Annotated in this window: 23 protein-coding genes and 1 riboswitch; of the genes, 8 read left to right on the top strand and 15 right to left on the bottom strand. The window is 54.1% G+C overall.

Annotation, left to right across the window (positions count from 1 at the left end):
• Positions 1 to 31 precede the first annotated feature (31 nt).
• Together ACRBCU_RS11360 and ACRBCU_RS11355 are read left to right on the top strand one after the other, a co-directional pair.
• On the top strand, positions 32 to 637 hold the full coding sequence (locus ACRBCU_RS11360) for a uracil-DNA glycosylase family protein (RefSeq protein WP_431365499.1): 606 nt from the start codon (positions 32 to 34) through the stop codon (positions 635 to 637).
• Entirely contained in the window at positions 634 to 1,425 is a 792-nt protein-coding gene (locus ACRBCU_RS11355; protein WP_431365498.1) for an SseB family protein, read from the top strand. Before ACRBCU_RS11360 ends, ACRBCU_RS11355 begins: the two co-directional genes overlap by 4 nt.
• Here the strand turns inward: ACRBCU_RS11355 and ACRBCU_RS11350 are convergent.
• From ACRBCU_RS11350 to ACRBCU_RS11325, 6 genes are read right to left on the bottom strand one after another with little or no spacing between them, the layout of a single operon-like run.
• Positions 1,422 to 2,354: a 2-hydroxyacid dehydrogenase gene (locus tag ACRBCU_RS11350; protein WP_431365497.1), complete on the bottom strand. Its 933-nt coding sequence runs from the start codon at positions 2,352 to 2,354 to the stop codon at positions 1,422 to 1,424. The genes ACRBCU_RS11355 and ACRBCU_RS11350 overlap by 4 nt on opposite strands.
• Positions 2,354 to 3,493: a rod shape-determining protein RodA gene (rodA, locus tag ACRBCU_RS11345; protein ID WP_431365496.1), complete on the bottom strand. Its 1,140-nt coding sequence runs from the start codon at positions 3,491 to 3,493 to the stop codon at positions 2,354 to 2,356. Before rodA ends, ACRBCU_RS11350 begins: the two co-directional genes overlap by 1 nt.
• Positions 3,490 to 5,433: a penicillin-binding protein 2 gene (mrdA, locus tag ACRBCU_RS11340; RefSeq protein ID WP_431365495.1), complete on the bottom strand. Its 1,944-nt coding sequence runs from the start codon at positions 5,431 to 5,433 to the stop codon at positions 3,490 to 3,492. The genes rodA and mrdA overlap by 4 nt, the downstream gene beginning before the upstream one ends.
• On the bottom strand, positions 5,430 to 5,969 hold the full coding sequence (locus ACRBCU_RS11335) for a rod shape-determining protein MreD (protein ID WP_431365494.1): 540 nt from the start codon (positions 5,967 to 5,969) through the stop codon (positions 5,430 to 5,432). Before ACRBCU_RS11335 ends, mrdA begins: the two co-directional genes overlap by 4 nt.
• Positions 5,962 to 6,894 (bottom strand): rod shape-determining protein MreC, encoded by a 933-nt coding sequence (gene mreC, locus ACRBCU_RS11330; RefSeq protein ID WP_431365493.1) that lies wholly within the window; start codon positions 6,892 to 6,894, stop codon positions 5,962 to 5,964. The genes ACRBCU_RS11335 and mreC overlap by 8 nt, the downstream gene beginning before the upstream one ends.
• Before the next feature lie 52 nt (positions 6,895 to 6,946).
• Complete coding sequence (locus ACRBCU_RS11325) at positions 6,947 to 7,993, bottom strand: rod shape-determining protein (RefSeq protein ID WP_348495859.1); 1,047 nt, start codon at positions 7,991 to 7,993, stop codon at positions 6,947 to 6,949.
• Positions 7,994 to 8,337: 344 nt separating this feature from the next.
• A riboswitch (ZMP/ZTP riboswitch) is annotated at positions 8,338 to 8,418 on the top strand.
• Positions 8,419 to 8,437: 19 nt separating this feature from the next.
• Here ACRBCU_RS11325 and ACRBCU_RS11320 point away from each other — a divergent pair.
• Positions 8,438 to 9,613 carry an MFS transporter gene (locus tag ACRBCU_RS11320; protein WP_431365492.1) on the top strand — a complete coding sequence of 392 codons (1,176 nt, stop codon included), beginning with the start codon at positions 8,438 to 8,440 and terminating at the stop codon, positions 9,611 to 9,613.
• Positions 9,614 to 9,812: 199 nt separating this feature from the next.
• Here ACRBCU_RS11320 and ACRBCU_RS11315 read toward each other — a convergent pair whose 3' ends face one another.
• The 3 genes from ACRBCU_RS11315 to ACRBCU_RS11305 all read right to left on the bottom strand — a co-directional run bounded on the left by ACRBCU_RS11315 (position 9,813) and on the right by ACRBCU_RS11305 (position 13,869).
• Positions 9,813 to 10,370, bottom strand: coding sequence for a GNAT family N-acetyltransferase (locus ACRBCU_RS11315; RefSeq protein WP_431365491.1), 558 nt, complete (start codon positions 10,368 to 10,370; stop codon positions 9,813 to 9,815).
• A 181-nt stretch (positions 10,371 to 10,551) separates the two neighbouring features.
• Positions 10,552 to 12,123, bottom strand: a complete 1,572-nt coding sequence (locus tag ACRBCU_RS11310; protein WP_431365490.1) for a 2-isopropylmalate synthase — start codon at positions 12,121 to 12,123, stop codon at positions 10,552 to 10,554.
• Positions 12,124 to 12,453: 330 nt separating this feature from the next.
• Positions 12,454 to 13,869 carry an MORN repeat-containing protein gene (locus tag ACRBCU_RS11305; protein ID WP_431365489.1) on the bottom strand — a complete coding sequence of 472 codons (1,416 nt, stop codon included), beginning with the start codon at positions 13,867 to 13,869 and terminating at the stop codon, positions 12,454 to 12,456.
• A 157-nt stretch (positions 13,870 to 14,026) separates the two neighbouring features.
• On the opposite strand from ACRBCU_RS11305, the gene ACRBCU_RS11300 reads away from it, so the two are divergent.
• The 3 genes from ACRBCU_RS11300 to ACRBCU_RS11290 all read left to right on the top strand — a co-directional run bounded on the left by ACRBCU_RS11300 (position 14,027) and on the right by ACRBCU_RS11290 (position 16,760).
• Positions 14,027 to 15,700, top strand: coding sequence for an NAD+ synthase (locus ACRBCU_RS11300; protein WP_431365488.1), 1,674 nt, complete (start codon positions 14,027 to 14,029; stop codon positions 15,698 to 15,700).
• Between the two features lie 122 nt (positions 15,701 to 15,822).
• On the top strand, positions 15,823 to 16,170 hold the full coding sequence (locus ACRBCU_RS11295; protein ID WP_431365487.1) for a hypothetical protein: 348 nt from the start codon (positions 15,823 to 15,825) through the stop codon (positions 16,168 to 16,170).
• Positions 16,167 to 16,760, top strand: coding sequence for a VTT domain-containing protein (locus ACRBCU_RS11290; RefSeq protein ID WP_431365486.1), 594 nt, complete (start codon positions 16,167 to 16,169; stop codon positions 16,758 to 16,760). The genes ACRBCU_RS11295 and ACRBCU_RS11290 overlap by 4 nt, the downstream gene beginning before the upstream one ends.
• A gap of 15 nt (positions 16,761 to 16,775) precedes the next feature.
• Here the strand turns inward: ACRBCU_RS11290 and ACRBCU_RS11285 are convergent, their stop codons facing one another.
• The 6 genes from ACRBCU_RS11285 to ACRBCU_RS11260 all read right to left on the bottom strand — a co-directional run bounded on the left by ACRBCU_RS11285 (position 16,776) and on the right by ACRBCU_RS11260 (position 22,076).
• Complete coding sequence (locus tag ACRBCU_RS11285; RefSeq protein ID WP_431365485.1) at positions 16,776 to 17,114, bottom strand: hypothetical protein; 339 nt, start codon at positions 17,112 to 17,114, stop codon at positions 16,776 to 16,778.
• A complete protein-coding gene (locus ACRBCU_RS11280) occupies positions 17,114 to 18,010 on the bottom strand; it encodes an amidohydrolase family protein (protein ID WP_431365484.1) in 897 nt (298 codons plus the stop codon). The genes ACRBCU_RS11285 and ACRBCU_RS11280 overlap by 1 nt, the downstream gene beginning before the upstream one ends.
• A gap of 18 nt (positions 18,011 to 18,028) precedes the next feature.
• Positions 18,029 to 18,880 carry a glutathione-dependent disulfide-bond oxidoreductase gene (gene yghU / locus ACRBCU_RS11275; protein WP_431365483.1) on the bottom strand — a complete coding sequence of 284 codons (852 nt, stop codon included), beginning with the start codon at positions 18,878 to 18,880 and terminating at the stop codon, positions 18,029 to 18,031.
• Positions 18,881 to 18,884: 4 nt separating this feature from the next.
• Complete coding sequence (locus ACRBCU_RS11270; RefSeq protein WP_431365482.1) at positions 18,885 to 20,405, bottom strand: malonate--CoA ligase; 1,521 nt, start codon at positions 20,403 to 20,405, stop codon at positions 18,885 to 18,887.
• Between the two features lie 208 nt (positions 20,406 to 20,613).
• Positions 20,614 to 21,081 carry a hotdog fold domain-containing protein gene (locus ACRBCU_RS11265; protein WP_431365481.1) on the bottom strand — a complete coding sequence of 156 codons (468 nt, stop codon included), beginning with the start codon at positions 21,079 to 21,081 and terminating at the stop codon, positions 20,614 to 20,616.
• 68 nt (positions 21,082 to 21,149) lie between these two features.
• Entirely contained in the window at positions 21,150 to 22,076 is a 927-nt protein-coding gene (locus tag ACRBCU_RS11260) for an MBL fold metallo-hydrolase (RefSeq protein WP_431365480.1), read from the bottom strand.
• A 95-nt stretch (positions 22,077 to 22,171) separates the two neighbouring features.
• Here ACRBCU_RS11260 and ACRBCU_RS11255 point away from each other — a divergent pair, with 95 nt between their 5' ends.
• The gene (locus tag ACRBCU_RS11255) at positions 22,172 to 22,600 is read left to right on the top strand and encodes a DUF1801 domain-containing protein (protein WP_431365479.1); all 429 of its coding nucleotides are present in this window, start codon (positions 22,172 to 22,174) and stop codon (positions 22,598 to 22,600) included.
• Positions 22,601 to 22,660: 60 nt separating this feature from the next.
• Positions 22,661 to 23,986, top strand: coding sequence for a glutamate--tRNA ligase (gltX, locus tag ACRBCU_RS11250; RefSeq protein WP_431365478.1), 1,326 nt, complete (start codon positions 22,661 to 22,663; stop codon positions 23,984 to 23,986).
• The last annotated feature ends 16 nt before the right edge of the window (positions 23,987 to 24,002 follow it).

The raw sequence follows: 24,002 nt of genomic DNA, 5'->3' as shown, positions 1-24,002 counted from the left end.
TCACAAGGAGTTGGCACGGCACGGTGTCTTCATGGATGACGATGCTGAAAAACTGGTGAGGGACATTTCCGTTTGTCGGATTTGCGAAGAAAGGTTTGCAAAGACGGCAACCCAGCACCAGCCGCGCCCTGTCGTTTGGCTTGATCCCAAGCTTCCTCGCACTCCAATCCTGATTGCAGGGCAAGCGCCGGGCGCACGCGTGCATGAAAGCGCGCGCCCTTTTACGGATCCATCGGGCGATCGTTTGCGCGACTGGTTGGGGATAAACAGCACCGTGTTCTACGATAAAAGAAAGGTTGCGATTGCACCGATGGCCTTTTGTTTTCCGGGCTACAACGCCAAGGGCAGCGATCTGCCGCCACCTGCAATCTGCGCCAAAACTTGGCGCACGCGATTGATGCAAATCTTGCAACCAGCGCCGTTAACCTTGGTGATCGGTGGTTATGCGATGAAGTGGCACTTGGGCGGAGCGCGCAAGGTCACAGACACGGTGCGCGATTGGAAATCCCATGCACCTGCGGTTTTTCCCTTGCCGCACCCGTCTTGGCGCAATACCGCATGGCTCAAGAAAAATCCGTGGTTTGAAGCAGAGTTGTTGCCTGTTCTGCGAGCTCGGGTCCAAGAGGTGCTGAAATGAGTGAACAAACCCCGCTTGATCTGGCCCATAGCGCCATGGAAGCTGCGCCAAACGATGATTCTGCCCGCCTGAAATTCTATGAACGCTTGTCTGACAGTGAAATGTTTTTGCTGCTGACGAAAGAAGCGGTTGGTGAGCAAATCAGTCCTGAAATTTTTGATCTTGGCGACGCCAGTTTTGTTCTGGTTTTTGATCGCATCGAGAGGCTTTCAGGATTTGTTGGCAAGCCTGCGCCCTACGCTGCTCTTTCGGGCCGCGTCATTGCGCAGATGCTTGCTGGGCAAGGGATCGGGCTTGGCGTCAATCTTGAAGTCGCGCCGTCTCAAATGTTGATCCCGCCAGAGGCTGTTAGTTGGTTGTGCGAAACGCTGGCTCATAGCCCTGATGAAGTCGAAGCAAGCGCGGAAGAGCTTTACGCCCCCAAAGGTCTGCCCGAAGAATTGCTCACAGCACTTGATGCAAAACTTGCAACAGCCGCAGGTCTCGCCAGCAACGCGTATCTTGTTGCCTTGCGTTATAAAGGTGGCGGAACCGGGCATTTGCTAGGGTTCGTCGGCACGGTCGAAGGTGCCGAAAGCGCGCTTGCAAAGGCCGCTAGTGAGGCGCTTACCTTTTCTGGGCTTGAGGCGGGAAGTATAGATGTAGGCTTTTTTGCAATCAGCGATCCAATGGCCGCTGCGATGGCCAAGGTCGGTTTGCGCTTTGAGCTGCCGCAAGTGGAAATGCGCGAGCAGCTTGTGCGTCCAGCCCCAGGGTCCGATCCAGATAAGCCGCCTAAACTGCGTTAATACCCCGCGATACGGTCAACCAAATGCAAGAATGGCTCTCCAGCTTCGCCGCGACGGACGTTTTCGGCGACGCATTGGCTTGCCGTCCAAGAGCGGGTTTCTGAGGCAATGTGCGGTGTGACCGTAATGTTCGGATGGGTCCAAAAGGGATGATCGTCGGGCAAAGGTTCAACGCGAAATACATCCAGCGTTGCATGACCGACGTGTCCACTGTCCAAGGCTGCCAAAAGTGCCTCGTCGTCTATCAAGGGGCCGCGGCCTGGGTTGATGATCACCGCGCCTTTGGCGAGCAGAGCCAGACGTTCGGCGTTCAAGACATTCTCGGTTGCGGGCGTATCAGGCAGCAATAGAACGACAATATCTGCCTCGCTCAGCGCGGCTTTTAGCCCATCTTCTCCGCTGTAGCACTTAATGCCGTCGATGGCTTTCAGGTTTCGGCTCCAGCCCGACACTTGAAAGCCAAGACTTGCCAAGGTTTGCCCACATACGGCACCAAGCGCCCCAAGGCCCAGAATGGTGACACGACGTTGCTCCGCCAAAGGCGGCGCACCAAGGGGCCAAAGACGATCAGGATTGACGATATGGGCATCCATTCCAAGATGGTGACGCAGCACATGACCCGTGACCCACTCGCGCATGCCTTGAGTTAACCCATGATCAACCATCCGCGCCAAAGGCACTTTCAGGGTTGGGTTTGGGGCAACGGTTTCGACGCCAGCCCATAGGTTCAAAACTGCTTTCAGCTTTGGAAAAGCCGAAAAATCCTGCACATCGGAGTTGGGCGCATAAACGATATAGTCGACCTCATCGGGTGCAATTTCACAGGCCAATTTTGCCTCGACACCAGCTTCAGCCAACGCCCGTGTCAGTGGTTCTTCATACTCAATCCAACGCTCTGCCTTTGCGGCAAACAATACTTGCACAGGCATCATCGGGGCCTATGCACATGGGCGCTTTGAACAAGGCCAAACCCCAGAAGAAGTATAAGCATGGCTGAGCCTCCATAGCTAACCAAGGGCAGAGGAACGCCAACGACGGGCGCAAGACCCATAACCATCGACATATTCACCGCGAAGAAAAGGAAAAAGGTGCTCGCAATGCCAAGCGTAAGCAAAGATGCAAAGCGGTTTTTGTTGTTTATCGCCGACACAACGCAAAACAAGATGATCAACAGATACAACAGCAGCAACGAAAACGCGCCAATAAAGCCGAATTCTTCAGCAAGCGTCGTAAAGATAAAATCAGTGTGTTTCTCGGGTAAAAAGTTCAACCGCGACTGTGTTCCCTGCATAAAGCCACGCCCCGTCCAGCCACCTGAACCAAGCGCGATTTTGCTTTGGGTGATGTGATACCCTGCGCCAAGAGGATCGCTTGCGGGATTGAGAAAGGTGTCGATTCTGCGGAATTGATAGTCCTTGAGCAATTGCCATTCCGCACCTCGGCTCTGAAAGACAGCGGCAATGAGACCGATACCGCTGGCAATCACAGCGGTGAAATAGGCCCAATGCACACCCGCCATAAACATAATCAGTCCGCCCCCCGTCACCAGCAAAAGCGAAGTGCCAAGATCAGGCTGACGCAAAACCAACATGGTAGGCAGCAAGATTATGAAGACCGGTATCGCAACCCACAACGGCTTGGAGGTGCGCGGAAGCGGGAGCCAATCGTAATACGCGGCCAACAACATCACGAGCGCAATTTTCATCAGCTCAGAGGGTTGAAGCCGCATAAAGCCCAAGTTGATCCAGCGTTGCGCACCCATGCCTACTGCGCCGAAAAACTCCACATAAAGAAGCAAGAGGATCGAAACACCATAGGCGACACCAGCGATATTGCGCCAGAACCAGATTGGCACCATTGCAACGATCAGCATCAAGGTGAAGCCCATTAAAAAGCGTTTGATCTGCGGCTCTGCCCACGGGGAAAATGATCCCCCTGCGACGGAATAGAGCATCAAGAACCCGATCCCTGCGACCGTCGCCAGCAGAACAATCAAAGCCCAATTCAAGTGCCAGAATTTCCCAAACCCCGTCGGGACTGACTTAACTGTATATTCAAGATAACTCATGCGCGCCCTTGATCGTCATTGACATCGAAGGGTCGAATTTCGCGCAATTTCTTTTGCAAAGCACGAATGCGCCCGCGATCCTTGGCAGGATATGCAGCAAGTGGAGGGTCTTCGCCATACAACGCTTGCAAGGTTACATCCCGTGCAATCGGAGCGGCAGCAGTCGAGCCACCACCACCGTGCTCGACGACCACAGAGACAGCGATTTCTGGATTGTCAAAAGGCGCAAAATTGACAAACAACGCATGATCGCGCCGGTTCCATGGCAAATCGGCATTGCGCGTCACGCCGCGAGCGCGCTCTGCCGCTGAAATGTTACGCACTTGGGACGTGCCTGTTTTGCCTGCCATGCGGAAAGCATCTTCGATGATGCGGCTGCCATATGCCGTACCGCGCCGATTGTTGGAAACCGCGTACATGGCTTTACGTATTTTGCGTAAGTTATTCTCGTTCAGGTCAAGCTTTTCGCCTACGCCGCTTGGCTGCGCGATCCCGTCAACGGTATTCACCAACCTGGGCGAAATACTGCGTCCCGTTGCGATCCGCGCCATCATGACAGCCAATTGCAATGGAGAGGACAAAACGAAACCTTGCCCGATTGATGCGTTCACCGTGTCGCCGATCACCCATTCCTTGCCGCGTACACGTAGCTTCCAATCTTTGGTCGGGGTCAGGCCCGACGCGACGGCGGACATAGGAACATCATGCTTTTCACCAAGCCCCAACTTGCGAGCCATGGCGGAGATTTTCTCGATCCCGACCTTCAAAGCGAGATCATAATAATACACATCACAGCTTTCGCGCAGCGATAGCTCTAGGTTCATATGTCCGTGGCCCGAGCGTTTCCAGCAGTGGAATTTACGCCCGCCAACTTCCAGATGTCCGTTACAGTGAACCGTATCTTCGGCAGTGATAAGCCCTTCTTCAAGTGCCGCAAGAGCCGTAACCATTTTGAAAGTAGAGCCGGGGGGGTAGGCATCTTGGACCGTTTTAGAGGCAAGCGGTCGCTGATCATTGTCACGCAGAAAGGCGTAATCTGCGACCGAAATTCCGCGTACGAATTTGTTAGGATCATACGCTGGCGAGGATGCAATCGCGAGCAAGTCGCCGCGCTTCAAATCCATCACAACTACTGATGCGCTTTCTTCACCGAGCCGCGCTTGAACGTAATTTTGCAATTTATGATCAATCGTGAGCTGCACATTCGCGCCCGACTGGCCTTCGCGGCGATCCAGCTCGCGCATCACGCGGCCTACAGAGTTTACCTCAACCCGTTTTGCACCGGCGTTGCCGCGCAGCAAATCTTCGTATTTCGCCTCAACGCCAACTTTTCCGATTTGGAAACGCGGTATGCGTAGCAATTGATCGGGGTCTTCGATGCGATCCAGATCGCGTTGGCTGACCGGTCCAACATATCCCGCGACATGGGCAAAATCTGGCCCCAAAGGATAGCGGCGCGACAGACCAACTTCGGGTGTAACGCCGGGAAGGGCAGGCGCGTTAGCAGCAACGCGAGAGAGTTCTTCCCAAGAAATGCGGTCGGCAATTGTTACGGGTAGAAACGGCGCGCTGCGTTTCATTTCGTTTAGCGCGCGGTTCAATTCGTCATCATCCAGTTCAACCAAGGTAGACAGGCGGCCAATGACTGTATTCACGTCCCCTGCATCTTCGCGCACCATCGTGATTCGATAGCTGGGTTCGTTCTCAGCGATCACTTTGCCGTTGCGATCGAAAAGCTGGCCGCGAGCAGGGGGGATCAATCTGATGTTGATCCGGTTTTCATCAGCAAGCAGGCGAAATTCGTCCGCTTGATCCACTTGCATATAGCGCATGCGCGCGCCGAGCACGCCAACAAACCCGACTTGCACAGCAGCAACGATCAAGCCGCGCCGCGTAATTTTGGTCGCGCTTTCAGTTGTTTCTGTTGCCGAACGTCTCATAGCCTGTGACCCAATGCATCAACCTCACCCGGTGCAGGTCTGCGCACACTGAATAGAAAATGCGAAACCAGAACAACCAGTGGGTATAAGGCTATGGTCATTGTCAGTTGAATCAAGACCAAACCAAGCGAAGGCGCGGGAATAAAGAAAATCGCGAGCAAAAGTCGCAAGGCAACAGCGACGCCGATCATCACGCCAGCCACGCTTGCCCACTCAACGAGATAAGGCATATCGCGATTGGCATGGGCGCGGGCGCGCAAGGTCTCTGATCCTACGACCATGAGCGCGGCCAAAAGGCCGGGGGGACGTTGAAACAGAAAATCAGCGAGCAGCACGATACCCGCAACATAGATCGCAGGAACATATTCAGGGCGACGCATGGCCCAAGCAAAGGTCAGCGCCATAATGAGATCTGGCGGCGCCCACCGCGTTGTCGCGGGCGCAAGCGGGAGCAGATGCATAAAGATGATACACAAGCAAAGTGCAACATAGAGGCTTCGCATCACCCAGACGCGTGTCGGGCGTTGCTCAGCCATCGCTTGCCTCGCTTGTCTGCGCTTCCTCATCATCTTCGGTGGCGGGTTCTGGATTGGACGGCAAAACTTCGGGTCGGATCAATCGGCCCGTATCTTCAATGCGCTCCGCGCCGTAGTTGCGAAGCACGCGCAAGAATTCCAAACGCTCGTAGTCAGCCGATAGTCGCACACGCAAGCGTCCGCCCGGATCTTTTGCAACTTGACCAATGACAAGTCCCGCTGGAAAAACGCCGCCATCGCCAGACGTAACGACCCTATCACCGGGGCGTACAAGATCGGTGTTTTCCAAGAAATCAATAGGCGGCGAGCGGGTGTTGTCGCCAACCACCAACGCATTCTGTCCCGAGGGCTGGATCGTCGCTGGGATGCGGCTTGTTGTATCTGTCAGCAAAATAACGCGAGAGGCATTTTCACCCACACCAGAAATGCGCCCAACAAGGCCAAGACCATCCATTGTCGCCCATCCATCCAGAACGCCATCGCGTCGACCGACATTCAAAAGGACGGATTGACGATAGGGCGAACCGCTATCGGCCATTACGACACCCGTTACATGGGTTAATCGCGGATCAAGGCGCACGGAATTTAAATCTAGCAAACGCGCGTTTTCTTGCTCTAGCTGAAGCGCAGCTTCTTTCCAGCTTTTCATTTGCTGTAGCTCGCGGCGCAATTCTTGGTTTTGCGCGTAGATACGTTGATAGCTTTGGAAATCGCGCACGAGGTTGATCGTCGCGGTTACGGGCACCATCGCCCAATCAAAACTGGGAACAACGCGATCAATGACAGCCAGTCGAAAGCGTTCGACACGGGGGCTATCAATGCGCCAAATTAGAAAAATACCGATCAAGAAAAGCAGCAGTATGCCCAAAAGCAAACGCTTGAGGGGGGTGGTGAAATCTTCGCTTTGGGCGCGGTCTTGGGCCAAGGCGTTCTCCGCTTAGCGGGCTTAGATGTCCGTGCGCTTTACGATGCCGAATTTAGCTGTCGTAATCAATCGCGTGGCGCAGTTGTTTTTCGTATTCCAGCGCTTTGCCTGTGCCAAGCGCAACGCAGTTCAGGCTTTCATCGGCGATAGACACCGCAAGGCCCGTTTGCTCACGCAGTGCCAGATCAAGATCGCCCAGCAACGCGCCGCCGCCCGTTAGCATCACGCCGCGATCCACGATGTCTGCGGCCAAATCAGGGGGCGTTGCTTCAAGCGCGGTCATCACGGCTTCGCAAATCTGCTGAACAGGTTCGGCAAGTGCTTCGGCAATCTGTGCTTGAGAAATTTCGGTTTCTTTCGGCACACCATTCAGCAAATCGCGACCGCGAATTTGCATAGACGCGCCGCGACCGTCGTCGGGCATACGCGCTGTACCGATGGATGTTTTGATACGCTCGGCAGTGGATTCACCGACCAGCAAGTTTTGCTGGCGGCGCAGATAGCTGATGATCGCTTCGTCCATGCGGTCGCCGCCGACGCGAACTGAACGCGCATAAACGATGTCACCAAGCGAGAGAACCGCAACCTCAGTAGTACCACCACCGATGTCGACGACCATGTTGCCTGTCGGGTCAGTGATCGGCATGCCAGCACCAATCGCCGCGGCAATAGGTTCTGCAATCAAACCGGCGCGGCGCGCGCCAGCGGACAGAACCGACTGACGAATAGCGCGTTTTTCAACGGGTGTTGCTCCGTGTGGCACACAGACGATGATCTTCGGCTTGGAAAAGGTCGAGCGTTTGTGAACCTTGCGAATGAAGTGCTTGATCATTTCTTCCGCAGTATCAAAGTCCGCAATCACGCCTTCGCGCATCGGGCGGATCGCCTCGATAGAGCCGGGCGTACGGCCAAGCATCAGCTTCGCATCTTCGCCAACAGCGAGAACTTTCTTCACGCCGTCCTTGATGTGATAAGCAACCACAGAAGGTTCGGACAGAACAACACCTTTGCCTTTGACGTAAACAAGCGTGTTCGCCGTGCCAAGGTCGATCGCCATATCAGACGTAAAGAGGCCTGAAAGTTTGTCCCAAAATGCCATGTGCTGCGGTCCCGCTGAGAATAGATATTGGTCCATATAGTGAGTCTCATGAACCAGTTGCCCTTATAGGCTGTTTTTTCTGAGGGAAAAGGGGGGAGGGGCCAGCATTCGGCGCGAAACCGCCCCAAATTTAATCAAGACGGCTCGAAGGATGTGGCGCAATGAATTTTCTGCAAATTGCCAACGCGTCGAACATTGCGAACCTTTTGAACGATGTTCCTCAAGTGAAGTGCCATGAGCGAGATCGCGGACATTGCGTCGTTTCGCTGCGGCTTTGCTTATGTCGGCAATCAAAACCGAGCGACGCTTGTCGATTGTGCCTGAAAGGACGGTGTGATATGCTGAAATGGCTACGTAACTGGCGAGAATGAGATGGGTAACCATCGGGAAGCGTAGTTTTTTAGCCGTTCGCCTGGGCACTCACCGTCAAATTGGAGTGCTCTGATGGTCAAAACCGGTTTTGCTTTATATCTTCGTTACTGTGCTGGAAATAGCGTCGCGCTGACGTGCATTTGGATGCAACGGGTCGCCGTGCTTTGGCTCGCGTGGGAGCTATCCGAGTCAACTTTTTGGTCAAGCGTTGTGCTTGCTTCGCAGCTTGTTCCAACGCTCATTGTTGGACCGCTCTTTGGTGCAGTTGCTGATCGGGCTCGGATTATCCCAACGATGGTAAAAGTTCAGCTTATTCTGGCAGCTCTGACCACACTGCTTTTCGCTCTTGCACTCGCCAACCTTGTAACCGTTGGCACATTAATCATTTTCGAATGTTTGATCGGCATTACTGTTTCGGCTTATCAACCGTTGCGGATGGCCTTGGTGCCAGCATTGGTTCCCAAAACACTAATGCCAAGAGCCATCGCTCTCGATTCTCTGGTGTTTAACTTAACCCGCATGATTGGCCCCGCTCTGGCGGGGTTGCTCATTGTGATGGTGGGTATCTCTCCCGTTCTTCTCTTAGGGGCGATTGGTAATCTCGTGCTGGCTCTCGTCATATGGTCGCTCAGAAACGACGTCGCAAAACGCGCGGCTTCAAGCGGTGGTTTTCTCAGACAACTCCGCGATGGTTTATCTGTCATCCGTGATAGCCCTCCGGTGACAACAGCGTTTCTGCTGACGGGCGTGTTTGGGTTCGGAGCTCGCGCAGCCGTCGACCTATTCCCATTATTCGCTGCAACCGCCTTTGATCGGGAAGCAGATGGCGCTGGCCTGTTGCTTTCAGCCGCCGGATTGGGGGCAGTGTGTGCTGCTGCGTTCATGGCGCTTCAGCGAGAACTTCCTAAACACATCGCCGAGTATCTTGGCGTTGCTGGCTTTGCCGCGCTTTTACTTATGTCACAAACCGAAAATTGGCTCTTGGGATTGGCATGCGGCGCAACATTAGGCTGCGCAGCTTCAATCGTCGGCGTGGCAAATCAATCAAAGATACAATTGTCTATTCCTGATGGCTTTCACGGGCGGATCATGGGGCTTTGGGTTATGGTCGGCCTTGGCTCCACGGCTCTGGGTACAATCGCCTACGGCGTAATTTCAAACTTCAGCGACCTGCGCGAAGCCAGTGCGCTAATCTCAATTGTCGGTATGCTGAGCTTTGGAGCCATTTTTGTGAGAAACAAAGAGTAGTTCCAAATTTGTGGGTCCGGTCTGCGGACATTCGTACCGGCTAAAGCTTTTGGAAACATGGGTTCATTCCAGACCTTCTTCGCGTCATGGTTGACCGGCCATTTGTTCATCTCGTTGCATTTTCGGCGGATGAAGGTCAAAAGAGCGGACTTTACTTCCGTTCCCTTGTGGGAGTTGAACGTCAGCTTCCAAAATTGGCTCAATCAGCCAATGCAATTTTGAACTCTAATGTCTCGTGCCCACCAAGAGCGTTGTCTGCAATATAAGTTCTTGTCAAAGTACCCCCTGCTTTTTCAATGACCCGTACTGATGCAGGGTTATCAGGGCTGGTTGTAATTTTTACGTATCTCAAGCCGATTGCCTTCGCCTCTGGAAGAATTCCAACAAGCGCAGCAGACGCTAGCCCCTCTCCGTGTCGCCAAGGCACGACAGCGTACCCGATGTGGCCTGCACAAGTTGGAGGCAACTCTTCCGTGCCCGGTTTCCATCGTAAACTTATGTGGCCACAAAACCCATCATCCCATAACCAACGACGAATACTTGGCAAGCGAGGTACTTTCGAGCCGTCTGGCAATGTAACTGGTCCTGCCCTTGCAGTCGGATCATCGAGATTCAAAACAAATGATTTTGCATCCTTTGAAATGCTGGCTATTTGCTCTTGGGCGGCTTCGGACCGCAAATTGTCTGGCGACCAACCTCTTTGCAAAGCTGAGACGTAAGCGGGAATGTTATCAATGTTTGGTTTAAGCAATATCATTTGGTCGATCCCATAAGTGAATTTCTTGACAACAGATATTCAGGTATGGCGCAGCAATGGCAAGAAGGGCTCACACTGGTCGTTCGCGGCAATGTTCAGGAATGTCTGTTTTTATCTGTTGAAAAATTTTTGAAGCGACGGTCAGACGCATCTGACCGTCGCTGTTGTCTAAGCTCTTGGCTTACGAAACGTCTTTGTAGCTCACGCCTTTGGTATCGTAGCCAACGTCAGTTGTCTCGCGGCGCACCAGCAGGCGGTTCAGCGCGCTGACATAAGCTTTGGCCGACGCAACCACAGTGTCCGTGTCCGCGGATTGACCTGTGACGATCTTGCCGTCCTCTTCCATGCGCACAGAAACAGTGGCTTGCGCGTCGGTGCCTTCTGTCACCGCGTGCACCTGATAAAGTTGCAGGCGCGCGTTGTGATCGAACAGTTCTTTTACAGCGTTGAATGTTGCATCAACAGGGCCGTCACCGGTTGCTGTCGTGGAAACTTCTTTGCCGTCGACGATCATGGTCAAGGCCGCTTCTTGTGGACCTTCCGTGCCGCAAACAACGCGCAAGGATTTCACTTTCAAGCGATCGCTTTCTGGATCGGTCGCCGAACGCATCAGGGCGATCAAATCGTCGTCAAAGACTTCCTTCTTGCGATCCGCCAGCTCTTTGAAGCGAACAAACACGTCTTTCAGCTGGTTGTCGCCCAACTCAAAACCCAAGTTTTCCAGCTTGGAACGCAACGCCGCGCGACCTGAGTGTTTGCCCATGACGATATTCGTCTCTGTCAAACCCACGTCCTCAGGGCGCATGATCTCGAAGGTCTCGGCGTTTTTCAGCATACCATCTTGGTGGATGCCGCTCTCATGGGCAAAGGCGTTCTTGCCGACGATAGCCTTGTTGAACTGCACCGCAAAGCCGGACACAGCTGCCACGCGGCGCGAGATGTTCATGATCTTCGTGGTGTCGATGCCAGTCGTGTAGGGCATGATATCGCCGCGCACTTTCAGCGCCATGACGACCTCTTCGAGCGCAGTGTTACCCGCGCGCTCGCCTAAACCGTTGATGGTGCATTCAATCTGACGCGCGCCGCCCTCGACGGCCGCCAAAGAGTTCGCAGTCGCCATGCCCAGATCGTTATGGCAGTGCGTTGCAAAGATGATGTTATCCGCGCCTGGCACCTTTTCGATCAACATACGGATCAAATCTGCGCTTTCGCGTGGGGCGGTATAGCCAACAGTGTCGGGAATATTGATCGTCGTTGCACCCGCTTTGATCGCGATTTCAACGGTGCGGCAGAGGTAATCCTCTTCCGTGCGCGTGGCGTCCATTGGCGACCATTGGATGTTGTCACAAAGGTTGCGCGCATGAGAAACCGTATCGTGAATGCGCTCGGCCATTTCGTCCATTGTCAGGTTCGGGATCGCGCGGTGCAAAGGGGATGTGCCGATAAACGTGTGAATGCGCGGTTTGCTTGCATGTTTCACCGCCTCCCAGCAGCGATCAATGTCGGCAAAGTTTGCGCGGGCGAGGCCGCAGATCACCGAATTACGCGAGTTTCGTGCAATCTCGCTCACAGCGCGGAAATCACCCTCTGACGCGATGGGGAAACCCGCTTCGATGATATCAACGCCCATGTCATCCAAAAGGCCAGCGATCTCCAGCTTTTCATCATGTGTCATCGTCGCGCCGGGGCTTTGTTCGCCGTCGCGCAATGTGGTGTCAAAAATGACGACGCGGTCTTTATCTGTATTTGTCATGGTCTGTCTCATTTGCATTTGACCTGCTTAAGCGGGCCTATATCCGGAATTTCAAGGTGAAGTGGCGCGATCTTGCATCCCCTGAGCGCTCGCGCCGACCGGCACGCTCAGAGGCTGGTAAGTAGGAGCGCGAGGCCAAGCAGAGACGCAGCGCGGGCGCGCTGTGCATCAATCTGGATATGGCCAATCGTTTTCATGAAGTTGGTTATAACGCGATTCCCGTTAAGGAAAACCCCTTTTTGGCGGCTCCAGTGTTTGGCAGTGCTTTGCACGAGATGCCAAAGCCAAAAATTGTTTTGCTGATGCCTGCGAAAGCGCGCTTAACAGGCCTTATTCGTTTGACCCGGCCGCGGGTTCGGAAAGCTGGCCATTGACCCACAGGCCAGAAACAACTTTGCCATCCGTATAGCGCATTTCACCCTGACCTTCGCGTTTGCCGCCAGCGAATGCGCCCGTATACACATCACCGCTTGCATAGGTTGCAACGCCTTGGCCGGTCATTGCTCCGTTGGCCCATGCGCCTTCATAGGAAAACCCGTCTGCCATGCGAAATGTGCCGCGTCCGCTACGTTGACCGTCTTTGAACTGGCCCTCGTAGATTGATCCGTCTGGAAAGCTTGCCGTGCCATTGCCCGTGATCTGATTGTCGAGCCAAGCGCCTTCATATCGGTATCCGTTCGGCCGTGTCATAACGCCTTGGCCGTTGTGTTTGGCGTCCTTGAATTCGCCTTCATAGATTGTGCCGTTCGCATAAACCGCACGACCTGTTCCTTCGATAACGTTAGCGACCCACTGTCCTTCGTAGCCCGATCCGTTGGGGTAAGTAATTTTGCCTTTTCCTTGTGCGAGACCGTCTTTCATCTGGCCTTCATAGACTGAGCCATCGGGGTAATTCACGCGCCCAATCCCGTCGATTAGCCCTTTGCGCCACTCACCCGAATATGTGTATCCATCTGTTGCGGTGAATGTTCCGTTGCCGTCGCGCAGATCATTCAGGAAATCACCGACATAGGTATCGCCATTTTGGTAAGTGACTTTGCCTTGGCCTTCGCGGCGCCCCGCGACCAAATCGCCCTCGTAAAGATCGCCGTTAGGCTGGATAACTTTACCAAGCCCACTCAGCTGACCACCGCGCCAAGGGCCGTCCAAAATCATTCCATCGCTCAGAGTGAAAACACCAATGCCCTCGCGTTTGCCGTCTTGGACCTGCCCATGATATTCAGAGCCGTCAGGATAAGCGATTGTTGCGGCGCCCTCTTTGACGCCATTTACCCAATCGCCTTTGTATGTGTAGCCATCCGCTCGGCTTAGAACGCCTTTACCGTGCTGCTTGCCACCTCGAAACCCGCCCTCATAACGATTGTTGTCTGCGCTTATCGAAATGCCAGTGCCTTGCGGCACGCCGTCTTGCAGGCTGCCTTCATAGGTGCTTCCGTCAGAATAGGTGATCTTGCCGATGCCCTCGGGCTTGCCCTTGGCAAACGCCCCTTCATAAACCGCGCCATCAGGGAATTGCGCGCGTCCTTGCCCCAAAATTTCACCTGCAACCCAATCGCCAGAGTATTCATACCCGTTCGGTAGCTTCAAAGTTCCCGTGCCGTGCTGCATGCCATCTTTGAACGTGCCTTCATACACCCCGCCATCATCATATTGCTTGGTCTGAACGCCCGTCGTTTGCGCGCTAAGGCCAACAGGGAGTGACATCAAAACAAGGCTGGTAGCAAAGGCGAGAGGGGCGAGGCGCATGGGCAAGCTCCGTTGCGAGAGGTCAAAATTCTGGTGCGAGCCTAGTTCACCCCCCGTGCAAAGCCAATTGATTTTCGCGCGCTCGTGCGCGGTGCCTCTTTCCCTCGCTCTTGGCTGTGATACATCTTTGCAAACTTGAATTGCCGGAGCGCATGTTATGACTGTTGCCACCCCATCTGATCGCTTTCGGATCACTCTTGGCCAATTAAACCCGAGCGTGGGTGACATAGCTGGAAACGCTGCCAAGGCGCGCGCTGCTTGGGAAGCAGGCCGCGACGCTGGTGCGGATCTCGTGGCTCTGCCAGAGATGTTCATCCTTGGGTATAATGCGCAAGATTTGGTGATGAAGCCCGCAGTGCAAGCCGCGTGCCTCGCGGCGATCGAAACACTTGCCAATGAATGCAAAGACGGTCCTGCTTTGGCAATCGGTGGCCCAAGCGTTGAAGAGGGCAAGCTTTATAACGCTTATTTCATCTGCCGCGGCGGAAAAATCGTTAGCACTTCGCTTAAGCATCACTTGCCAAACGAAGATGTGTTCGACGAAGTACGCATCTTTGACAGTGGTCCCTTGGGCGGTCCTTACTCAGTAAGCAACACCCGTATCGGTAGCCCGATTTGCGAAGATGCCTGGCACGAAGATGTGACCGAAACTCTGGAAGAAACAGGGGCAGAGTTCTTTCTTGTCCCGAACGGCTCGCCCTACTACCGCGGTAAGTTTGATGTTCGCATGAACCAAATGGTCAGCCGCGTTGTCGAAACGGGTCTCCCCTTGATCTATTTGAACATGGTAGGGGGTCAGGATGATCAGGTCTTTGACGGCGGCTCTTTCGCCTTGAACCCGGGCGGCGCTTTGGCGGTGCAATTACCGGTCTTTGATGAAGAGATCGCGCACATTGACCTTATGCGCACGGATGAAGACTGGCGCGTCGAAGAGGGCGCCAAGGCCGTGATCCCAGGCCAGTTCGAGCAGGATTACCGCGTTTGCGTTGAAGCTCTGCGCGATTACATGGGCAAAACAGGCTTTAAGAAAGTCCTGCTTGGCATGTCAGGCGGCATTGATAGCGCGCTGGTCGCAACCATCGCGGTGGATGCGCTGGGCGGCGAGAATGTGCGCTGCGTGATGCTGCCGTCGGAATACACCTCCCAAGGCTCGCTTGAGGATGCCAAAGACTGCGCAGAACGTATTGGCGCGACTTATAACTTCGTCCCGATCAAAGAGGGGCGCGATGCGATCACCAACACGCTTGCACCTTTGTTCGAAGGATATGAGAGCGACATCACGGAAGAAAATATCCAGTCTCGTCTGCGTGGCCTGTTGCTTATGGCGATGAGCAACAAGTTTGGATCAATGCTGCTGACCACGGGCAACAAATCCGAGGTCGCCGTCGGATATGCAACGATCTACGGCGATATGGCGGGCGGATATAACCCGATCAAAGACATGTATAAGGTCCGCGTGTTCGAAGTCTGCCGTTGGCGCAACGAAAACCATTTTGACTGGATGTCAGGACCAAAGGGTGAAGTCATCCCACCTTCAATCATCGACAAGCCACCGTCTGCGGAGCTGCGCCCTGATCAAAAAGACAGCGATAGCCTGCCCGATTATCCTATCCTTGATGGGATTTTGGAAATGCTGGTGGACGATGATGCCTCAGTCGCGGATTGTGTTGCGGCAGGGTATGAGCGTGATGTGGTCAAAAAGATCGAGCATCTGCTTTATATTTCCGAATACAAACGCTTCCAATCTGCGCCCGGCACCCGCCTATCACGGCGCTCATTCTGGCTTGATCGACGTTATCCGATTGCGAACAGGTGGCGCGACGAAAGCTAAGCGCCGAGTTTCGGTTCTTGATTTAGCGCAATGATTTTGGCTGCCTTTGCGAGTAACCAAATCGCAAAAGGGGCAACTCTGCTCGCTTGTTTGGTCGTTGCTAAAGAAAAGCACCTCTTAATATGAAACCCCCGATTAAGCCTTTTCATCTCGGAAAAATCCTAATCGCAGCGCTGCTGACTGCGCTCGCGTTTGCGCTCTTGTCGTTGTTCCTTTTGTTCGTGCAGGCGCGCAACGCGCAACACCATTTGGCGGGAGAGGTGATCTCTGTCGAAGGCACGTCAATCACCATCCAGAATGCTCGAGGAAAGAAAACGGTCCTTGTTGTACCTTCTCAGGCAACGCTGCATGGGGTTGATGCGATTAGTGGGCTTGTTCTGGGTCAGCACATAATGAGCAAAGGAATGTTCATTGACGAAGTGTTCGAAGTTGACCGCCTTCGTGTGGTTCGGGATTTCGAACGCAAATGACAAGCATAAGAAAAAGCCAGTCCAGACGGCGCTCATTGATCCTCAAAGCGAGCCTTTTTGTTGCTGTTTACCTCGCAATTTCGCTCTCTCTAGCGAGTTTTCCAGTAGATTCGCTGATAGACAGATTAGGCAGCAATAACGCCTATCTGTTGATGTTCTTCTTGGGCGTTCTCGGGGGCTTTACCACATTTACAGGGGTTCCTTATCATCTCATTCTGATGAGCCTCGCTGCGGGAGGGCTTAACCCAATTGCATTGGGGGCCTGTACCGCCATTGGCGTGATGCTTGGTGATAGCACGATGTTCCTGATCGGGAGTAGATTAAAGGACACTCTGTCGCCAAGAATGCGCGCAACGGTCGAGCATTTGTCCAGCTACTTGTCTCGTCATCCAAGGCTGATTTCGCCGACATTGGTGGCTTACGGAATGGTCTCGCCCTTTTCCAATGACTTCATCGTCGCCTCGCTTAGCATGATGGGATACACTTATTGGCGCACCATTATTCCACTGACGTTTGGCAATATTTTCTACAACATCGCGCTCGCATATCTTGGCGTTTATGCCTACGAAATGATCATTGATTGGTTTTGAACGCGAGAGCTTTGACTAGCGCAACCCAACCGCCGTGCATTGCACGATCAGCGATCCGTTCATTGTCGGCGTATTCACCTGCACTACAATCTGCGCATATTGATTTGGATCGCCCACCAGATATTCGAGCGACTGTAGGCATTCATCCAAAAAGCCATCGGTCTCGAGCTGAAGCGTGACGCCACCCTCAACCAGTTCAATCTCAAGCACCTCAGGGTCTTCTTCAAATTCGGGATCAATCGCTTTTATCGAGGCGATTTCGCTTCCAAGAATTCGGTAGTCTTCGAATTTCTGAAAGCCAAAAGCGGCGCTGCCACATGAGATCGCCAAGAAAAACCCAACAAGGCGAAGCATCATCTCTTTCCAATCAACTCGTTTGATACGTCTCGTCCAAACACCCGTTCAGCATTGCGGTACGCAATCTTCTCGGCCACGTCGCGCGGGAGCAAAGACAGCCAGCGGCGATTAGATGCGATGATGGACTCGTAACTGTCCCATTGACTGTTCACCCACGTATCACTGCCCACCATCAAACGATCTTGAAACTCAAAGATGATCTTTGCCCATTCAGGATCAAGTTTGCGATCAAAGCCGGCAATCGCGTGTTCACGCAGGGACGTATCCGCGAGCAGATCAGGAAACTCAGCCATTAACCGATAGACTTCGCGCGCAGGTTCACCGAGGCCCGCATGGGCCCAGATAACTTTGACCTCTGGATCAAGATCATAAAGCCAACGGATCGGCTCTGCACCGGAATGAACATGCAAGTACAAGTCCTGCGCCTTGGCCATTTTGATCAGCTTGCGGAACAGTGCCTCATCCCACATGGCGCGATTGCGTATGTGAAATTCGCCAATTCCCTGATGCGGATATTTCTCTAACCGACCTTCAAGATAATCGGCCATTTCAGGAAACTCGGTCCAATTCGATGACCCTGCACTCCCATGATAGGGCCGCAGTTCTGGCACAATGCGGTTCGGCGCAAACTCCCACAGGCGAATAGTGCCCTCATCTGGCGTTGATGAAACCAACCCCATTGCAACGCCGGTGCGATCCATCAAACCGACAATCGCCTCGACAGGATATTCGTCCCATGCAGGTTCTTTGTAATGGATATGTGCATCAAAGATCGGCACATCTTTGATTGCATCGCCAATCGGATGATCATGATTGCCTTGATCAGAAAAGGCGACAATCGGCGCAAGGATCAGCGCCGATACCAACGAAAAAACTCTAGATTTACGCATCATTTCGCCCTTCCTAGTACCTTACTTTGCAAGCACCGCATCAATGTCCGCCGCTGAATGACGGTTTGGCAGTTGTTCGTTCTCTGGCCCCCAAGAGGTATTCACGATCTTACCACGTTTCACCGCCTCGCGCTCGCCAATCTGTGCAGTCCAGCGCTGAAGGTGCTTATAGCTCTTTACGTCCAAAAACTCACCCGCCTCATAAGCACCGCCCAAGGCAAGCCGCCCGTACCACGGCCAAATGGCCATATCAGCGATCGAATATTCACCGCCTGCAAAATATTCGTTCTCGGCGAGATGACGATCCAGCACGTCCATCTGCCGCTTCACTTCCATCGCGAAACGATTGATTGGGTATTCCATTTTGAAAGGCGCGTAGGCGTAGAAATGACCAAAGCCACCCCCGAGATAGGGCGCGCTGCCCATTTGCCAAAACAGCCAGTTAAAGCACTCTGCACGCGCATGCTCTGGGATGAAGGCACCGAATTTTTCGGCCAAATACATCATAATCGATGCGCTTTCGAAGAGGCGCACAGGGGTGTCGCCAGAATAATCCATCAGCGCGGGAATCTTGGAATTCGGGTTCACCTCAACAAAGCCAGAGGAAAACTGATCCCCTTCGCCAATGTTGATGATCCATGCGTCATACTCCGCGCCCGTATGCCCCGCTGCCAGCAGTTCCTCTAACATGATGGTAACCTTCACTCCGTTGGGCGTACCCAGCGAATGAAGCTGCAAAGGATGCTCGCCGCGTGGCAATTCTTTGTCATGCGTTGGCCCAGCAATCGGGCGGTTAATGCTTGCAAACTTGCCGCCACTTTCCTGATCCCATGTCCAGACTTTAGGCGGTGTGTATTCTGTCGTGTCGCTCATCGGTTTAGCTTTCTGTTGGAGTGAAGAGCGACGCATAGTCGCCTCTTAGGGCGTTCTTTTGCACTTTACCCATCGTGTTGCGGGGCAGTGCGTCCAAAATAATAATCTCGCGGGGGTGTTTGAAACGGGCCAACTCATCCTTGCAGGCTTGCATGAGCTGGGTGGTGTCAGGGCCCGCGCCTTCTGGAACCACGACCGCAACAGGGCTTTCACCGAAATCAGGATGCGGCACGCCAATCACAGCACTTTCTTTCACGCCGGGTTGATCGTCGATGATCAACTCGATCTCTTTTGGATAGATGTTGTAACCGCCCGAAATGATCAGATCTTTGCCGCGACCCACAATCTGCACGTAGCCATCTTCGTCAACCAGCCCCAAATCACCCGTGATAAAGAAACCATCGTCACGCAGTTCTTCGCGGGTCTTTTCCGGCATCTGCCAGTAGCCTTTGAACACATTGCGCCCGCGCACTTCGATCACGCCAATCTCGCCCTGCGCCAATTCGGTTCCGCTCTCAGGATCACAAATCTTCAACTCAACACCCGGCAGGGGAAAGCCGACCGTGCCAGCCTTGCGCATGCCCTCATAGGGGTTGGAGGTGTTCATGTTGGTTTCGGTCATCCCGTAGCGCTCAAGGATACGCTGCCCCGTGCGCGCTTCGAATTGTTCATGGGTTTCCGCCAACATCGGAGCAGAGCCAGAAATGAACAGCCGCATATGGGCCGCCGCGTCGCGGGTGAACCCGTCGTGATCAAGCAAACGCGTGTAGAATGTAGGAACCCCCATCATCGACGTTGCGCGGGGCATCTGCTCCAAAATCGTATCGGGATTGAACGCGGCCATGAAAATCGCTGAACCGCCACACAGCAGCGCGATATTTGTCGCCACAAATAGCCCATGCGTGTGGAATATAGGCAAAGCATGCAGCAACACATCGTCTTTGGTGAAGCCCCAATAATCTTTTAGCACTTCCGAGTTCGAGAGCAGATTATCCTGCGTCAGCATCGCACCCTTAGATCGACCTGTGGTGCCGGACGTATAAAGAAACGCGGCCAAATCATCAGGCCCGCGCGCAACAGTTTGCGTTTGCTCGGGCTGAGACGTTGCCGCGTCAATCAACGTCCCGTTGCCAGCCCCATCCAACGTTAGCAGCTTTGCGCCTGTCTTTGCGGTAATCTCGGAAATCGCGGCTTCTTTTGCGGGATCGCAGACCACGATTTTCGCGCCACTGTCCTCGATGAAATACGCCAACTCGTTCGCGGTATAGGCGGTATTCAACGGTAAGAATATCACACCCTTTTGCACGCATGCCGCATAAACAGCCAATGCTTCGGCGGACTTTTCGACCTGTAAGGCCAGTCTGTCGCCAGCTACCAATCCCAAAAGATCAAGCGCGCCGCCGATCTGCGCAGCTTGGCGCAGAAAGGCATCATGGGTCAGGGTGCTCCCATCTAGTAGGTGAAGAAACGGCGTCGACTTCCCTTGATGCGGGGCAAATAGGGCGTCAAAAAGCGTGTTGGTCATCGTGCCTCGCTCTCGGTCTTTTAGATCAATCTGCGACAAACTGCCCTTTGATCCCGATATGCACAATCCCCAAAGGCCAATTTGTGATAAGTGATAAAGCCCAGAGGGGCACCAAGCGCGACTTGCTGCCTTTACGCTCGCGCGGTGGCTGTCGCACTTTTCTCTGCTCTATTCAAAAATCGCGCAACACAAAGCAGGTCTAAACGCCCTACTTTGGCTTTTCACTAATCCAGAGCTTGATGACCCCTTCAACAACCGCCACGCCATCTTTGCGCCGAGCGACCACCGCGATATCTACGTCGCCCACTTTCCAATCGGCGGGATCGCTGATCGCTTCGCAAACCAAATCCGTGTCGCCCTTGGCGGGGTAGGACAGCTCCATCCCCTTGGGAATCCAGCGCAGGTGTTTGGGGATTGTGGCTTCAGCCAGAAAGCCCATCGCCATTTCGAGCCCATTGGCCACGGCGATCACATGCACCGTGCCGATGTGGTTCTGCACCGACTTGCGTTTCTTCAGGAAAACCTCGCAATGACCAGGCTCCAGCTTTTGCACCAAAGGGCGGATCGTGCGGAAATAGGGGGCTTTGCGGGATGCGTAGATTGAAAAGAGCTGCCGCCCGAACGGCCAGCCAAGCATCTTTTCATAAGTACGCAGAATGTAGGGTTTGTATGTCATGCGCGCCAGATTAGACGGCTCTTACCGGTTTGGCGCGCATGACGTTGGATCACTTTAGGTCAAGACGTTTACACCAACAGCTGATAGCTGTGCGGCGTGTAGTGATAGCCCTCGCCGCGTGTCTCCACATAGCCGATACCAGGGAAGGGCATGTGATAGCCGATGAACGGGATTTGATCCGCCGCCATCATATCCAGCATTTTGCGGCGGGTGGCTGCGGCGGCTTGCTTGTCGCGGTCGAACTTCACTTCCCACTCAGGATAGGCCAGGGACCAAACGTAGTGGTTGGCGAAATCTGCCGCGATGATCAATTGCTTCCCGTCGCTTTCAAGGCGATAGGCCATATGGCCGGGCGTATGCCCAAAGGCTTCTTCTGCCGTGATACCAGAGGCAACGCCGCCGCCACCCTCAAGGAAGCTCATCTTCTCGGCCAGCGGTTTCACTTTGCCGTCAAAGCCTTTGTTCTCGGCACCCACCATCGTGTCGTACTCAACGCGGCCCGTGACATAGCGCGCATTGGCGAAGGTCGGCGTGCCCTCATCGCTCAAACCGCCAATGTGATCGCCGTGGCTATGGGTGATGACAACCACATCGACCTGATCTGGCGTGTAGCCCGCAGCGGCAAGCGCGGCGGTGATGCCTTTTGCGTTCAATCCTGTATCAAAGAGAACAAGCTCGCTACCCGTGTTGACCAAGGTCGGCGTAAAGAAGAACTGCGCCTTGTCGATCGGCAGGCGCGCCATTGCAGAGGCTTCCGCGAATTCCTCGGCGCTGACGTTCATGCCAAAGATGTTTTGTGGGTTCTCGACCGTGCGATTGCCCGCCAATAGCGTCGTGACTTCGAAGCTCCCAAGTTTGACCCGATTGAAGAGCGGCACGCCCGCACCCATCATATCTGCGGCGGCCAAAACGGGCTGGGAAAGGCTTGCCGCAAGAGGCAGAGATGCGGCCCCAAGCAACGCGGTGCGTCGGTTCATTATCAATTTCTTGTCCATAAATTCATTCTCCTCTGTTGATTTGAAAGCAATTGTAGCGCAGTTTTTTGGAATATCGACGTTAGTTATGTTCGCAATTTCGTGAAGAGGTCGGGATGAGTCAAAACAAAACACAAGCCACAGAGGTGGATCCGCGCGATTTCATCGAGACCATCGAACACAAGGTCCGCAAAGCCGATGCGCTGGTTTTGCTCGATCTCTTTACCTGTGTCACAGGCTATAAACCCAAAATGTGGGGCCCGACTATTATTGGATTTGGGCGCTATGATTACACCTATGACAGCGGGCATAGCGGCAGCTCCCTCGCCACTGGCTTTTCCCCGCGCAAGGCCAGTCAGTCGATCTATATCATGCCCGGCTATCAGGATTACGGCGCGATCATGGACCGTTTGGGCAAGCACAAGCTGGGCAAGGCCTGTCTTTATGTGAACAAGCTGGCGGATATTGATCTGGCGGTGCTGGAGGAATTGATCACCGTGGGTCTTAAAGACTTGAACGGCTATTGGCCCGTGCATCCTGAATAGCGCCGAATCTGGACATCGGGGGCATCCTGTGAGAAAGCAGCGCCAACAGGAGATGCATCCATGACAACCACCCGTTTCGCCCCGTCCCCGACTGGCTATATCCACGTTGGTAACCTGCGCACCGCGCTGTTCAACTATATGATCGCGCGCAAGGCGGGCGGTACGTTTATTCTGCGTATCGACGACACCGATCCTGTGCGCTCGGAAGAGAAATATGTGGATGCGGTTCAAGAGGATCTCGAATGGCTGGGTTTGACGTGGGACAAGGTGGAACGCCAGTCCACGCGTCTTGATCGCTATTCGGAAACCGCTGACAAACTGCGTGAAATGGGCCGCTTTTATGAGGCGTTTGAAACGCCGACCGAGCTGGACCTGAAACGCAAGAAACAGCTGAACATGGGCAAACCGCCCGTTTATGACCGATCTGCACTGACGCTCTCTGATGCCGAAAAAGAAGCGCTGCGCGCTGAGCGTGGCTCTGGCGTTTGGCGCTACAAACTGGATCAGGAACGTATCGAGTGGAATGACGGCATCCTTGGCGACATCTCTATTGACGCGGCATCCGTGTCTGATCCCGTGCTCATTCGCGGCGATGGTCAGGTGCTTTATACGCTCGCCTCCATTGTGGATGACACCGATATGGGCGTCACAAACGTTGTGCGTGGTTCGGACCACGTGACCAACACGGCGACGCAAATCCAGATGATCAAAGCGATTGGCGGGAATGTTCCTGACTTCGCGCACCACTCTCTTTTGACGGGTCCGCAGGGTGAAGGCCTCTCCAAACGTCTCGGCACACTTGCCTTGCGCGATCTGCGCGAAGCGGGTGTTCAGCCGATGGCGCTGCTTTCGTTGCTTGCACGTCTGGGATCGTCCCAGCCTGTTGAGTTGCGCAGCAACGTCGAGGAGCTGATCGAAGGTTTCGATATCTCGCAGTTCGGCTCTGCTCCGACGAAATTCGATGTGGATGACCTCTATCCGCTGACTGCGCGTTATAACCACACTCTCCCGCTTGAGGCCGTCGCCGATCGTATCGACGCGCTGGGCGTGCCAAAGGATCAGGCCGCGCGCTTCTGGGATGTGGCGCGCGAGAATATCACCGTGCTGAACGATCTGTCCGAATGGGCCGATCTTGCGCAGAACGGTGCAGAGCCTTTGATCGACGCGGGCGATGAAGACTTCATTGCAGAGGCGATGACAATGTTGCCAGACGGCCCTTACACCGACGCGACGTGGGGCGAATGGACATCAGCAGTGAAAGCCGAGACTGGCCGCAAAGGCAAAGGTCTTTTCATGCCGCTTCGCAAAGCTGTCACAGGGCGCGAACGTGGGCCGGATATGGCTTCGCTTATGCCGCTGCTACAAGTGATCAAAGCAAAGGGTTGACCCTTAACGCGACAAT

The sequence above is a fragment of the Planktotalea sp. genome (genome assembly GCF_050633725.1).
GTDB lineage: Bacteria > Pseudomonadota > Alphaproteobacteria > Rhodobacterales > Rhodobacteraceae > Planktotalea.
This window is presented reverse-complemented; position numbering and strand designations above follow the sequence as displayed.